15 protein-coding genes and 2 riboswitches are annotated in these 14,255 nt (G+C 35.9%); of the genes, 11 read left to right on the top strand and 4 right to left on the bottom strand.

The features are described from left to right. Position 1: 1 nt before the first annotated feature. The 8 genes from pstA (at position 2) to glcK (ending at position 7,383) form a co-directional block, all read left to right on the top strand. Entirely contained in the window at positions 2-868 is an 867-nt protein-coding gene (gene pstA, locus AAIE21_RS04045) for a phosphate ABC transporter permease PstA (protein WP_343265568.1), read from the top strand. 21 nt (positions 869-889) lie between these two features. Then, positions 890-1,705, top strand: a complete 816-nt coding sequence (gene pstB, locus AAIE21_RS04040; protein WP_343265567.1) for a phosphate ABC transporter ATP-binding protein — start codon at positions 890-892, stop codon at positions 1,703-1,705. 78 nt (positions 1,706-1,783) lie between these two features. Continuing rightward, on the top strand, positions 1,784-2,440 hold the full coding sequence (phoU, locus tag AAIE21_RS04035) for a phosphate signaling complex protein PhoU (protein ID WP_343265566.1): 657 nt from the start codon (positions 1,784-1,786) through the stop codon (positions 2,438-2,440). A 341-nt stretch (positions 2,441-2,781) separates the two neighbouring features. Next, positions 2,782-5,136 carry a sugar phosphate nucleotidyltransferase gene (locus AAIE21_RS04030; RefSeq protein ID WP_343265565.1) on the top strand — a complete coding sequence of 785 codons (2,355 nt, stop codon included), beginning with the start codon at positions 2,782-2,784 and terminating at the stop codon, positions 5,134-5,136. A gap of 70 nt (positions 5,137-5,206) precedes the next feature. Beyond that, a complete protein-coding gene (rpmG, locus tag AAIE21_RS04025) occupies positions 5,207-5,356 on the top strand; it encodes a 50S ribosomal protein L33 (RefSeq protein WP_001265618.1) in 150 nt (49 codons plus the stop codon). A 145-nt stretch (positions 5,357-5,501) separates the two neighbouring features. Then, on the top strand, positions 5,502-6,080 hold the full coding sequence (locus AAIE21_RS04020; RefSeq protein ID WP_343265564.1) for a 5-formyltetrahydrofolate cyclo-ligase: 579 nt from the start codon (positions 5,502-5,504) through the stop codon (positions 6,078-6,080). 101 nt (positions 6,081-6,181) lie between these two features. Further along, on the top strand, positions 6,182-6,382 hold the full coding sequence (locus tag AAIE21_RS04015; RefSeq protein WP_016116335.1) for a YqgQ family protein: 201 nt from the start codon (positions 6,182-6,184) through the stop codon (positions 6,380-6,382). A 20-nt stretch (positions 6,383-6,402) separates the two neighbouring features. Then, positions 6,403-7,383, top strand: coding sequence for a glucokinase (glcK, locus tag AAIE21_RS04010; RefSeq protein ID WP_343265563.1), 981 nt, complete (start codon positions 6,403-6,405; stop codon positions 7,381-7,383). Between the two features lie 130 nt (positions 7,384-7,513). Here the strand turns inward: glcK and AAIE21_RS04005 are convergent, their stop codons facing one another. After that, on the bottom strand, positions 7,514-7,687 hold the full coding sequence (locus AAIE21_RS04005) for a DUF2759 domain-containing protein (RefSeq protein ID WP_000524848.1): 174 nt from the start codon (positions 7,685-7,687) through the stop codon (positions 7,514-7,516). Positions 7,688-7,856: 169 nt separating this feature from the next. Between AAIE21_RS04005 and AAIE21_RS04000 the strand changes: the two genes are divergently transcribed. Together AAIE21_RS04000 and AAIE21_RS03995 are read left to right on the top strand one after the other, a co-directional pair. Then, on the top strand, positions 7,857-8,486 hold the full coding sequence (locus tag AAIE21_RS04000; RefSeq protein ID WP_343265562.1) for an MBL fold metallo-hydrolase: 630 nt from the start codon (positions 7,857-7,859) through the stop codon (positions 8,484-8,486). Positions 8,487-8,494: 8 nt separating this feature from the next. Further along, entirely contained in the window at positions 8,495-9,607 is a 1,113-nt protein-coding gene (locus tag AAIE21_RS03995; RefSeq protein WP_343265561.1) for a class I SAM-dependent methyltransferase, read from the top strand. Between the two features lie 150 nt (positions 9,608-9,757). Here the strand turns inward: AAIE21_RS03995 and AAIE21_RS03990 are convergent, their stop codons facing one another. After that, entirely contained in the window at positions 9,758-10,048 is a 291-nt protein-coding gene (locus tag AAIE21_RS03990) for an ArsR/SmtB family transcription factor (RefSeq protein ID WP_000894376.1), read from the bottom strand. Between the two features lie 338 nt (positions 10,049-10,386). Between AAIE21_RS03990 and AAIE21_RS03985 the strand changes: the two genes are divergently transcribed. Then, positions 10,387-11,232 (top strand): MBL fold metallo-hydrolase, encoded by an 846-nt coding sequence (locus AAIE21_RS03985; protein WP_343265560.1) that lies wholly within the window; start codon positions 10,387-10,389, stop codon positions 11,230-11,232. Positions 11,233-11,281: 49 nt separating this feature from the next. Here the strand turns inward: AAIE21_RS03985 and metC are convergent, their stop codons facing one another. Further along, on the bottom strand, positions 11,282-12,445 hold the full coding sequence (gene metC, locus AAIE21_RS03980) for a cystathionine beta-lyase (RefSeq protein WP_343265559.1): 1,164 nt from the start codon (positions 12,443-12,445) through the stop codon (positions 11,282-11,284). Continuing rightward, positions 12,442-13,554: a methionine biosynthesis PLP-dependent protein gene (locus AAIE21_RS03975; RefSeq protein WP_343265558.1), complete on the bottom strand. Its 1,113-nt coding sequence runs from the start codon at positions 13,552-13,554 to the stop codon at positions 12,442-12,444. The genes metC and AAIE21_RS03975 overlap by 4 nt, the downstream gene beginning before the upstream one ends. A gap of 69 nt (positions 13,555-13,623) precedes the next feature. Further along, positions 13,624-13,736: riboswitch (SAM riboswitch) on the bottom strand. A gap of 396 nt (positions 13,737-14,132) precedes the next feature. After that, a riboswitch (SAM riboswitch) is annotated at positions 14,133-14,243 on the top strand. The last annotated feature ends 12 nt before the right edge of the window (positions 14,244-14,255 follow it).

Genomic DNA, 14,255 nt, shown 5'->3' with positions numbered 1-14,255 from the left:
GATGCGGATGCTGAATCATAAGAAAATAAAAGAAAATATGGCATCGCGTTTTTGGAAGGATCGAATATATAAATCGATTTCTTATATGACAATGCTATTTTCTATTTGCATACTAATTTTATTGCTTTATCAAATTTTTGAAAAAGGTGTAAGTTATCTTTCAATAGATTTTTTTATGAACTTTGCCTCGCGTAATCCAAAGCAAGCTGGTATTGCCGCTGCATTGTCAGGAACAATTTTATTCATGAGTATAGTAGTGCCAGTTTCCTTTGTATTTGGGGTAGGTACAGCTCTTTATTTAGAACACTATGCAAAGCACTCTGTATTCACAAGGGTCATAGAATTAAATATTCAAACATTAGCGGGTGTGCCATCTGTTGTGTTTGGATTGCTTGGTTTAACGATCTTTGTATATGGTCTTCATTTAGGGGAGAGTATCGTAACAGCAGCCTTCACAATGAGCCTTCTTGTATTACCAACAGTTGTTGTGTCGAGTCAAGAAGCAATTCGTATGGTACCGAGTTCTCTGCTAGAAGCCTCGTATGGCGTCGGTGCTACAAAATGGCAAACGATGTATCAGGTTGTATTGCCAACTGCCTTGCCAGGAATTTTAACGGGATGTGTTTTGGCGTTATCGAGGGCAATTGGAGAGGCAGCACCACTATTAGTCATTGGAGCGCTCGCATTTGCTAATTATATCCCATTTAACATGTTTGATAGATTTACAGTTTTACCGATTCAAATTTTTAATTGGATGAGTAGACCGCAAGAGGAGTTTCAGCATGTAGCAGCAGCCGGTATGATTGTTTTATTAGGATTGTTGCTCATTATGAATGCGGTTGTCTTATGGTTACGAAATCGTAAGTAGTGGATGAAAGGGGAATTCAAGATGGTAGCAACAGTAGTAAATGTACAGGTGAAAAATGAAATGAAAATTGAGTCAGCAGCGAAGAAGGTTGTATTTGATACAAAAAATTTAAACTTATGGTATGGAGAAGATCATGCATTAAAAGACGTGAATTTAAGCATTCATGAGAATGAAGTAACGGCAATTATTGGACCGAGTGGTTGCGGGAAATCAACATATTTAAAAACGTTAAACCGTATGGTAGAGCTAGTACCTATTGTTCGTACAACGGGAGTAATTGAATATCGGGATCGAAATATTTTTGAAAAGTCATATCCTGTTGAAGAATTACGTACGCATGTTGGAATGGTATTCCAAAAACCGAACCCATTTCCGAAATCTATCTATGAAAATGTTGCTTATGGTCCAAAGATTCATGGTATTCGTGATAAGAAGACACTTGATACAATCGTTGAAAAAAGTTTACGTGGTGCGGCGATTTGGGATGAATTAAAAGATCGATTACATGATAATGCATACGGTTTATCGGGTGGCCAACAACAGCGTTTATGTATCGCGCGTTGTTTAGCGATTGAGCCGGATGTAATCTTAATGGATGAACCGACATCGGCATTGGATCCAATTTCTACATTAAAAGTTGAAGAATTAATTCAAGAGTTAAAGAAAGACTTTAGTATTGTCATTGTAACTCATAATATGCAACAAGCTGCACGTATCTCTGATAAGACAGCTTTCTTCCTAAGCGGTGAGGTTGTTGAATATACAGATACAAATAAATTATTTACGACTCCTACAGATAAACGAACAGAAGATTATATTACAGGACGATTTGGTTAATATTTTTGGGAGTAAAGCCCCTCTTAAAAGGGGCTTTTATTACTTTATATACACGTAACAGCTAAAGGGGGAACCAACGTGGTAAGGGAGCAATTTCATTATGACTTACAAACATTACAGCAAAAGGTGATTGAACTTGGAGAATTGGCAAGAGAAGCTCTTTTTCGTTCTATGGAAGGACTTCGAAAGAGAGATGTAGAGACAGCGCTGGAAGTTATTGATGGTGATTACCGCATGGATAATTTAGAAGAAGAAATTAATGACCTTGCACTTATGTTAATTACAAAGCAGCAACCTGTTGCGAGTGATTTACGAAGAATTTTTGTTTCGATTAAAACGGCAACAGATTTAGAGCGTATTGCAGATCATGCTGTAAATATTGCGAAATCAACTATTCGACTTGGAGAAAAAGATATATCTGTAAACTTACAGAACTTAGAGCAAATGTTTACGATTGCTACGGATATGTTAAAGTTATCGCTAGAAGCATATCAAGAAGAAAATTTAACCTCTGCAAAACAAATTGCAGAGATGGATGATTCTGTTGATGAAATATACGGGAGAGCGATTCGTGAGTTTATTTCCTCTGTCCCTGAACACCCTGAAACGATTACGCAAATTACACAATTATCTTTTATTGCACGTTACATTGAACGTGTAGCAGATCACATTACGAATATTGCCGAGAATGTTTTTTATTTAGTGAAAGGGAAACATTATTTATTAAATGAATAAGAAGAAAATGCTAGCAAGTGACGAACTATCACTTGCTTTTTTTAGTCAAAACATGACAAAAAAAGCTCGTTGTTTTGTTCTGTCTATGATGATAAGATGTATCATAATATGGAAAAATAAAACAATATAAGGTCATTTGTTTTTGGGAATACCGATTGTTGGAGGATGAGGAAAACAGCAACTTGTTGAATTTTAGTAGTATGTTTTTCTATTATTAAATTTTTAAAAGGTAAGCGCTTACTTGCAAGGTGTAGTGAAGTGAAAAGGTTAATTTCTACATAAGTGACATACATATGATATACAAGGTCGTTCAACATTATAAAAGTGGAGGATGAATGTATATGAAGGGGGTTATTTTAGCTGGAGGAAAGGGAAGGCGTCTTAGACCGTTAACATGTAATATTCCAAAGCCAATGTTACCATTACTTGAAAAACCAGTGATGGAATACAATATTGAGTTACTAAAGCGTCATGGTATTCATGAGATTGCAATTACAGTTCAATATATGAGTACAGCTATCAAGCGATATTTTGGTGATGGAAGTAAATGGGGAGTAAAGTTACACTATTTCGAAGATTCACCACCACTTGGTACGGCTGGAAGCATTAAACAAGCAGAAGTGTTTTTAGATGAACCATTTGTTGTAATTAGCGGGGATGCATTGACGGATTTTAATTTATCGAAAGGAATTGAATTTCATAAGTGTAAGAATAGGTTGGTTACGATGTTTGTGAAGGAAGTGGAAAACCCACTGTCATTTGGCTCGGTTGTTATGAATAGAGAGCATGAAATTATACGTTATATGGAAAAACCGAGTTGGAATGAAGTGATTTCAAATACTGTAAATACAGGCATTTATATTATGGATCCCGAAATTTTTTCTTATATTTCATCAGCGCGTTTTTTTGATTTTAGTCAGCATGTATTTCCTTTGTTAGAAAATAAAAAGGCGCTCTTTGGATATGAAGCGGAAGGGTACTGGTTAGATATTGGTACGTTAGATCAATATAGGCAGGCTCAGTTTGACTTACTTACAAAGAAAGTACAGGTACCAATTTCTTATACGGAAGTATTACCGATGGTTTGGATGGGAGAAGGAGTAACGATTGAAAAGGGAACAAAAATGCATGGGCCATCTTTCATTGGAGAAGGAGCAATCATTGGAGCAGGGGTGATCATTGAGCCGTATTCAATTATTGGTAAGCGTAGCACGATATCAGATTATACGTACCTTCAAAAAAGTATAGTTCTTGCCCACACGTATGTAGGGAAACGCTGTGAGTTAGTAGAAGCGACGGTTGGAGAAAATGCGATGATTAAAGATGATGTTACTTTATTTGAGAAAAGTGTGGTCGCAGATTATTGCCAGATTGGAAAAAATACAGTGATACAACAAAATGGAAAGCTATGGCCGGGTAAAGTGATCGATAGCCATTCTATTATTGCCTCGTCAGGAATTACTGAAAATGAAAAAACCGCAGGTTGGTTACAAAAAAGCAGGGTAGTAGGTAGAGGTAATATAGAAATGACACCTCAAATTGTTGTGAAAGTTGCAATGGCATATGGTTCTCTTTTTGAAAAAGGGGAGCGTATATTGGTTGGGGGATATGAGGATGTAGAGGTTGGTATTTTTAAAAAATTATTTCTACATGCCATTCATAGTGTTGGTTTGTATACGATGGAATGTCAAGAAATGAACGATTCAGCTTTTCAATATGCCATTCACGAGCTTGGGTGTGCAGGGGGCGTTTTTATTCGCTTTGAACAAGCAGAAGGAATTATCATGCAACTATATGGTCAGGGTGGCATACGGCTATCGTATAAACAGCAAAAAGAACTGGAACACTTATATACGTCAGAAGCATTTCATTACGTATATGATAAAGACATGGGACGAAATGAAACGGTATATGTTTGTTTAGACAAATATGTTGAAGCTCTCTTAGCGCATTTAGATATCGAAACGATACGAAAGCAAACATTTCACCTTCTTATTAATAAAAGGGATGAAATGATTCAGCCATTACTTATATCCTTCTTGAAAAAGCTTGGTTGTACAATTACATGGATTTATGCTAACGAGCAAAAAGAACATGTTAAATTGTTAATGAAATCAAGTCGTGCTCATATGGCTCTTATGTTTTATGAACAAGGGAATAAATTTGAGTTATATGACAATCATGGTGTAATTTACCAAAGTGCAAATTGTGAAGAAATTGAGGTGCCTAATTTATTACTTGAGAAAACAGGAAGTGTGTATCCATTATCGTTAAAATTAGGAGAGTGCTATCTTCTTTTTTATATGTATGGTGAACAAAGTGAGTTTCAAATGAGGTGGCAACAAGATATTTTATATCGAATTGGAAAATTATTCGAACTAATTGCCCAGCAAGGGAACACTTTGTCGATGATGTTAGAACAATCACCACCTCTTTACTTGTTATGTGATGAAGTTGTTTGTTCATGGAAAGAGAAAGGGAAAGTAATGGGAATGTTATTGCAAGATATGGAAAAAAGGGAGGTCGAAGTATTAGAGGGAATCCAGTTTAAATATACAGAAAAAGAGTGGTCTTATATTGTTTCTGATGCAAAACATCCAAAATTTCTTGTCTATTCACATGCGAGAAACCCAGTAATAGCAAAGGAAAATATGAAAACTCTTATAGAAAAAATTAGACAATATCAAAAGGTGTAGAATTTTTATTTTAAAAGTGGTATTATAGTATAGTCTGATTTAAGTTATTAGTGACTGGAGGGAAATAAGAATGCGTGTGAATATTACTCTAGCATGTACAGAATGCGGAGATCGTAACTATATCTCAAAGAAAAATAAACGTAACAACACGGAGCGCCTTGAGCTTAAAAAGTATTGCAAGCGTGACAAGAAGTCTACGTTACACCGTGAAACAAAGTAAGCAGTAGGAATATTTCCTACTGTTTCTTTTTTTATATGGCTATCTCCCTAATTGAAAAGTGATGATGCTCGAAAAAAATGATAAACTATTTACAAGAATAAAATTTATTTTTGCAATAGGGATCACTTTATAGGGGGAAAAGAGTGTGAAAGAGGAGAAGGTACGTTTACGTAAAAAAATAGTAGGACAAATGAATTCTTTACCGAAAGAACAGCATAAAACTTTATCAGAACAAATTGTATTTTCCTTATATGAACAAAAAGAGTGGAAAGACGCGCAACTAATAGGGATTACTCTTTCAATGGAAAATGAAGTTAATACATACGTTATTATTGAACAAGCATGGCGAGAAGGTAAAAAGGTGGTTGTACCAAAGTGTAATAGAGAAACAAGAACAATGACTTTTCGTCAAATTACAAATTTTGATCAATTAGAAACAGTATATATGAGCTTGCGTGAACCAATACCGGCGTTAACAGTAGAAGTAGAGGCAAATGAAATTGAGCTTCTTTTTGTCCCTGGAGTTGCGTATACAAGACGAGGAGAACGTATCGGATACGGCGGTGGTTATTATGATCGTTATCTTGCAGAGTATGAAGGGAAAACATTATCATTAGCGTTTGACTTTCAAATTGTAAGTTACATTCCGACAGAGCCGTTTGATCAAAATGTACAAAAAATTATTACAGAAAAAGAAACAATAGTTCAAAATGAACTTGTATAGATAAATAAAAATTGACGGGGCTTTTTCTTGTTGATTATAATAAAATATGTGAACGTTTTCTTATTATATTTCCATAATAAGTGGGCATAAAGGGTGATGAAATGATATCAATTTATGATATTCAGCAATTGCTAAAAAAATTTGGCACAATCATTTACACAGGTGACAGAATTGCTGATTTACAATTAATGCAAGATGAATTGCGTGAATTAAATCAATCACAGTTGATTGAGCCAAAAGACTATCAAACAGCTTTATTTCTACTAAAGCAAGAGATTCAAAAAGAGATGAGCAAGAATTAGATAAAGGTAGGTTAGCAAAAATGGAAGAAAAATGGTTAGTTGGTGTTGACCTTGGTGGGACAACGATTAAATTAGCGTTTATTAATGTGTACGGTGAAATTTTACATAAGTGGGAAATCCCAACGAATACAAGTGAGCAAGGAAAACATATTACATTAGATGTAGCAAAAGCAATTGATAAAAAGTTAGAGGAACTAGGGGAGCTAAAGAGCAAGTTAATTGGTATTGGTATGGGCGCTCCTGGTCCTGTACATGTTGCTTCGGGTATGATTTATGAAGCGGTTAACTTAGGGTGGAAAAACTATCCATTGAAAGATTTATTAGAAGTAGAAACAGGTTTACCTGTTGTCGTTGATAATGATGCAAACTTAGCAGCACTTGGTGAAATGTGGAAAGGTGCTGGAGAAGGTGCAAAAGATTTAATTTGTATGACACTTGGAACAGGTGTTGGCGGCGGTGTAATTACAAATGGTGAGATTGTGCACGGTGTAAGTGGTGCTGCTGGTGAAATTGGACATATTACAGTTGTAACAGAAAATGCATTTCCTTGTAATTGCGGAAAATCTGGATGTTTGGAAACAGTAGCATCTGCAACAGGTATCGTACGTGTTGCTATGCAAAAATTACAAAATACAGATGAATCAAGTGTACTTCGCTCTATGTTAGAAGAAGAGGGACGTATTACATCTAAAGATGTGTTTGAAGCACTTGGACAAGGTGATGTTTTAGCGGGACAAGTTGTAGAAAAAGTAGCTTCTTATTTAGGGCTAGCTGTAGCGAATCTTTCTAGTACGTTAAATCCAGAAAAGATTGTCATTGGCGGTGGTGTATCTAAAGCAGGTGATGCATTATTACAGCCAATTCAGCGCTATTTTGAACAGTATGCATTTTCACGCGCTGTTAAGAGCACGAAGTTAGCGATTGCAACACTTGGTAATGATGCTGGTGTAATCGGTGGAGCTTGGCTTGTGAAGAAGCATAAATATGAAGTTATGAAGTAAAAAAGTCATCAGTGAGGCCGAATCGAAACTAAGATAAGGCGACTGATATTTGCATGATAATGAGAAGAGGAAGGGAAATCCCTTCCTCTTTTTATGCAAAATCTTGATGAAGAATAGAACGGTAAGTAAACTAAGTAGCAGGTGGGTACCCGCTATTAAGGACAGTCATAATTGTAAACCATCCGAAAACAAGTACGGTTGCAATAGCAAAGCCGCCCGCAAGTAGATTTTTTTCACGTAACGTTCTCAGAGTTGCGAATACAGCTAACAGAGTGACTAGTGCAAAAATGATAACAAGACCCATATATGATCCCCCTCTGCTCTCTCATTCTTTCGTTTGAGTTTTTGCAATATTTATTCTTTTTTATTGTACATGTTTTAGAAATGATTGTCGAGATAGCATCGTTTCTTTTCCTAAGGGAAAGAAATGTTGTATCATAAAAGTAAGTTTAACTACTGGAGGAGATTTTAAAATGAAATGGATACAAATGCCATTAGGGCCATTACAAACAAATGCATATATTTTAAGCAATGATCAAAAAGAATGTATTATTTTTGATCCAGGTAGTGAAGGAGAGAAGCTCGTAACGTATTTACAAGAAGAACAATTAAAACCATTAGCGGTTTTATTAACGCATGCTCATTTCGATCATATTGGTGCCGTTGATACTGTGAGAGATGCTTTTCATATTCCGGTGTATGTACATAGGGAGGAAGCAGATTGGTTAGGTGATGCGGATGTCAATGGTTCACAAATCTTTATGATGAATCGAAGTATTACAGCGAAACCGGCTGATCAAATGATTGAAGGTGAAGGAACGTTAACGATTGGAGCCTTTACATTTGAAATGTTTGAGACGCCAGGGCATTCTCCAGGTAGCATTTCGTATTATTGTAAAGAGGCAAGTGCTGTATTTTCAGGTGATGTATTATTCCAAATGAGTATTGGTCGAACAGACTTACCAGGAGGAAGTTTTGCAGAATTAATTGGAAGCATTGAAGAAAAACTATTTGTACTGCCAGATGAAACGGCAGTATTATGCGGACATGGACCAGAAACAAATATTGGTTTCGAAAAAGAAAATAATCCATTTTTACAATAAGGAGCTATATGGTGATGGAGTTCATTTTAAGAAAATGGATGGAGAAAGAAAAGGATTATTCGATTTCATATAGCACATACATGAACCTTGCACTATATGATGAGGAGTGCGGATACTATATGAAAGAACGTGAGAAAATCGGAAGGAATGGTGACTTTTTTACAAGTAGTAATATTTCTTCTGTATTTGCAAAGACATTCGCACGTTTTTTTATTCGTCTTGTCCAAAATGGAGAAATCCCTCCAAATATTTGTGAAATTGGCGGAGGAACAGGGAGATTTGCTTATGCTGTTTTACAAGAATGGAAGCAGTTCTCTCCGGAGACTTTTACAAATTTACAGTATTCTATTATTGAAGTGAGTCCTTTCCATAGAAAATTACAAAAACGTCAGCTTGATTCATTTCAAAATGTTTCGCAGTACAAATCCTATGAGGAGTTAGGTGAGTCTTTTACAGGAGTTGTTTTTTCAAATGAATTGTTTGATGCATTTCCTGTTAAAGTGGTTGAGAAGCGAAATGGCAATTTGTATGAAGTACGGATTACGTATACGGATGAAGGAAAGCTTGGGGAAGTAGTAAGGCCGATAGAAGAAAGCATAAGGAGTTACCTCCAAAGACATCATATTGAACTTTCTGAAGGACAACGATTTGAAGTGCCACTAGCAATGGAAACCTATGTGCAAGAAGTTGCAAGATGGCTCAAGAAAGGCTTATTCATCACGGTTGATTATGGATATATAATGGCGGAGTGGATGCATCCTGCGCATCGTGAAGGGAGTTTAAGAGGGTATTATAACCATAGGCTCATTCGGAATCCGCTCGAGTATCCAGGTGAAATGGATATAACAACACATATTCATTGGGATGAATTGAAGAAAATAGGAGAAGAGAGTGCTCTATATACAGTGTGGCATACAAAACAAAGGGAGTTTTTACTTGCGGCAGGTATATTAGAACAACTTGCTAGTCATCAAGATTCCGATCCTTTTTCTGCGAAACAGAAACAAAACAGGGCGATTCGTTCTATGATTTTACATGGAGGGATGAGCGATGCTTTTGATGTTGTTATGCAAAAAAAAGGAATGTCACATTTTGATTTAAAGCAGTATTTACATATATAGAAAAAAACAAGACGTAGAATGATTCTGCGTCTTGTTTTTTTGATACGACTTTAGGATATGTAGTATTGTATATTTTCTCTCATGATATATATTTATATTAAAGATATGAGATAGAAAATATAGAATACGCCCTTTTCTGTTTGGTTACCCCTAACCTAGTAATACACGAACAAGTTGGATGATTGTTTCATTTTCTACTTTGTAGTAAATTTCTAATCCTTTTCTTTCACTAGAAACAATTTTAGCGCTTTTTAATTTCGCTAAATGCTGTGAAATCGTAGATTGTGGCATATTTAAGCCTGTGTACATTGTCGAAACATTGCTTGGACCACGTTCGATTAACCCTTTTACAATACATAAACGAACAGGATGAGCAAGAACTTTCAATAATTCTGCATTATTTTCGTACAGTTCTAATTCCTTTTGAAAGGTTTCTAACATGTTTTTTCCACCTCCATGCGAGCTGTTATACCCATACTATACATACCAAAAATCTAAAGAAAAGAAAATAGTTGTTGCAGAAAAAATGTTCTAAAGTAAAGAAATTGTAAGAAAAGAGAACGTGATGTAAATAACTTTGCAAAATTTGTACTTTTTGTAACAAGATGTTTTTTGGTGAAAATTACAATATGTTTGAAGATACAGATACATTTATAACACGATTTTATCATGAATTTTTTGTTCTTTCAAACAAATATACAAAATTTTTAAAATAATAAGAAAAAGGTGTTTTATACCCTTATATAGAATAGAGATTTTGGATGGAAAGAGGGGATAACATGAAAATTGAATTTTTAGGAACAGGTGGAGCGATTCCAATTCCAAGACCGGGAAGCAATAGTAAAGTGTGTAAAGAAGCTCGTGAAAAAGGTGTCCCGTATAGCCGGATGGGACCGAGTGTGTTTATTCATGATATTAATTTATTGATTGACACGCCAGAGGAAATACGTTTGCAATTAGAACGCGCTCATATTCATAGAGTGGAAGTAGGAATTTATTCACATTGGCATCCGGATCATACGATGGGAAGAAGGATTTGGGAAACAATGGATTTTCAAACAAAGAAAGATTGGGAAACAATCGTTTATTTACCAGAACAAGTAGCTGAGGATATGAAACAATTTTTAGGTTCATGGGATCATTTACAATTTATGCATCAACAAGAATGGATAGATCTTCAAGTTTTACAAGACGGGCATTCTTTTATTAAGAACAATATTAAAGTTACCCCGTTCCGTTTACATGAAGAATATGTATATGCGTTCTTATTAGAAAAAAATGAAACGAAAGTACTAATTGCACCTGATGAACTATATAAATGGAAACCGCCAGCGCATTTAATAGGAAATTTAGATTTAGCAATATTACCAATGGGGATGGTTGAATTTAACTGGAAAACAAAAGAGCGGTTGCTCGAGCGTGCGTACATTGAGAGGATACGAGAAGGGACATTTGAAGAAACGTTAGAAGTTGTGAAAAAACTAAGAGCGAAGAAAACAATTATTACGCATGTTGAAGAAGTTGACGATCTTGGTCATGATGAACTACGTGAAATCGCGATGGTCCTTCAAGAAGAAGGGCTTAATATTATGTTTGCATATGACACTATGCAAATAGAAATCTAAAAAGAACCTCATTAAGGTTCTTTTTAGATTGGAGTTTAAACGAATGTATTTATGCATTTACAGGTTCTTCGACATAAGAAAGTGCATTTTCAAAATCAGTAATTAAATCATCTACATTTTCAAGGCCAACTGATAAACGAAGCAATGAATTAGAAATACCTCTTTCATCACGTGCTTCTTGTGATAATGCTGCATGTGACATTTTTGCAGGGTAAGAAAGGATGGATTCCACAGCTCCTAAACTTACCGCGAATACAGGAAGTTTCACTTGTGATAAAAATTGGCGCAGCGCATCTTCAGATTGCAACGTGAAAGATAAAACAGCACCGGAAGATTTTGATTGTGTTTGTTGTATGTTATAGCCACTGTGTGATTCTAATCCAGGATAATACACATTCTGAGTTTTCGAGTGCTTTTGTAAGTAATGAGCAATTTTATTCGCATTTGTTGCTGAGTGTTCGAGACGTACGTGTAATGTTTTCAGACCGCGAAGAACGAGAGAACAATCTTGTGGTCCTAATATAGCACCAAATGCATTTTGCAAGAAGCCGAGTTTTTTAGCGAGTTCCTCATCTTTTACAACCGCTAATCCAGCTGTAACATCACTGTGACCAGAAATAAACTTTGTCGCGCTGTGGAGTACAACATCCGCTCCGAGTTCAAGTGGTTTTTGGAATAATGGTGTTAAAAATGTGTTATCAACAAATGTAAGTGCCCCGGCGGATTTTGCTAATTCGCAAACAGCACGAATGTCGGTTACTTTTAATAATGGATTGGATGGTGTTTCAACGTAAAAGACTTTTGTGTTCGGTCTAATATTTTGTTTTACTTCTTCTAAATTTGTCATGTCAACGAATGTATGCGAAACTCCATAACGAGATAGAACCTCTGTTACAATGCGATAAGTCCCTCCATACACATCTTCAGAAATAAGAACATGATCGCCTTGTGATAAAAGAAGAAAGGCAGTAGAAATCGCTGCAATTCCAGATGCAAAGGCAAATCCTTTCGTTCCCCCTTCTAGTAAAGCGATAATATCTTCTAGTGCTTCTCGCGTTGGATTACCAGATCGACTGTAGTCGTATTTTCCAAATGTATCTACATCAAATTGATGGAATGTTGATGTATTATAGATGGGAACGTTAACAGCGCCTGTTTGTGAATCATGTTTATATTGGTTATGAAGTAAGAGTGTATCTATTGAATAACTCATATTCTTACACCTTCTTTTACATGTTTAATAGCTTGCTTTAAGTCTTGAATTAAATCTTCACCGTTTTCAATACCAACGGAGAAACGAAGGAGGCGATTACATACACCGCGTGCTGTACGTACTTCTTCTGGGATATCTGCATGTGTTTGTGTTGCTGGATATGTCATTAAACTTTCAACTCCGCCAAGGCTTTCTGCAAAGGTAATTAATGATAAAGATTGTAAGAAAGGATTTATCCATTTTTCATCGCGAAGCCGAAATGAAATCATACCGCCTCTTCCTGGATAAAGAACATCGGTTACACCGTCTTCCTCGTTTAAATAAGAAACGATTTTCTTTGCATTTTCTTCGTGTTGTTTCATACGAAGAGCTAATGTTTTCATACCGCGAATTAATAACCATGAATCAAATGGGCTTAGTACAGCACCAGAAGCGTTATGATAGTGGGCAAGTTCTTCGCAAAGCGCTTGACCTTTTGCAACGACAAGTCCGCTTAATACATCGTTGTGACCACCTAAATATTTTGTGGCGCTATGAAGGACAATATCTGCTCCTTCTGTCAAGGGTTGTTGTATATAAGGAGTGTAGAAAGTATTATCTACAATAAGCAGGACGCCATGTCGTTTTGCGACAGTTGCGACAGCTGCAATATCGGTTACTTGCATTAATGGATTGGTTGGTGTTTCTATAAAAATAGCTTTCGTTTGAGAAGTGATGGCTTGTTCTATTTGTTTAATAGATTGTGTATCTACGTATCTACATCGAATATTCCATTTTTCCTCATGCTCCGAAAATAAGCGATAGGTTCCTCCATATAAGTCTTCTGATACGATAAGTTCATCTCCAGACCGGAATAAAGAAAGAACAAGAAGAACAGCTGCCATTCCTGAACTACAGGCATAACCTCGCTCACCTTCTTCTAAATCAGCAATTGCGTGTTCTAAAAGACCACGTGTTGGGTTCCCTGTTCGCGAATAATCAAAACCTGTTGATTTTCCGATTCCTTCATGACGATAAGCTGTTGAAAAGTAAACAGGGGGATTAACCGTTCCTGTTGTAGTTTCGCTACGATTTCCGATTTGAGCTAGTTTTGTTTCGATTGTTGACATGTGAAATTCCTCCTTGATAAAAATAAAAAAGCCTTCTAAGAAGAAGGCTTTCATGCGAATATAGTCTTCTTCTTATCTGTCAAATCTTTTCACAATTTGCTGGAATTAGCACCTTATTAACGAACGTGTTAATGGTTGCTGAGGTGTCATAGGGCCAGTCCCTCTACCTCTCTAGATAAGAATAGTTTGTATGAAATTTTATTATGATTTTAACTTTACAACAAAAGATAATTGAATTGCAACTTTATTTTAAATAATTTTTATTTTCCTTCTAATTTCATTGACTTTTAGTCTATCTCATGCTAAATTTATGAAAAAATTAACAAAGATTGTTATATAAATACAAATTGAACAACCGACATAAAACTTTTCTATTAAGGTGGGAAGAGCATCCGTTTATACATAGAAGCGGTCACATCCTCTTCTTACCCCATGCAAAGTTAAAACAAAGGGAGAAAACGAGTGTAAGTCACCTTTTGTTCTTCGTGGCGGCGACTTATATATTAGAAAATCAAAATGGATTTATATGAAAGGATAACCTATTTTCTTTTAATTACATACAAAATAATAAAGACAAACTCTTATTGAGAGCGGTGGAGGGAAAGGCCCTGTGAAACCCGGCAACCTTCAAACGAAATGTTTGAAACGGTGCTAATACCTGCAAAACAATGTGTTTTGCATGATAAGAGGAGGATAGATGA

The sequence above is a fragment of the Paenibacillus sp. 102 genome, from assembly GCF_039549175.1.
Classification (GTDB): Bacteria; Bacillota; Bacilli; order Bacillales; family Bacillaceae_G; genus Bacillus_A.
Note: the sequence above shows the minus strand (reverse complement) of the source record. Positions and strands in the feature narration are given on the sequence as shown.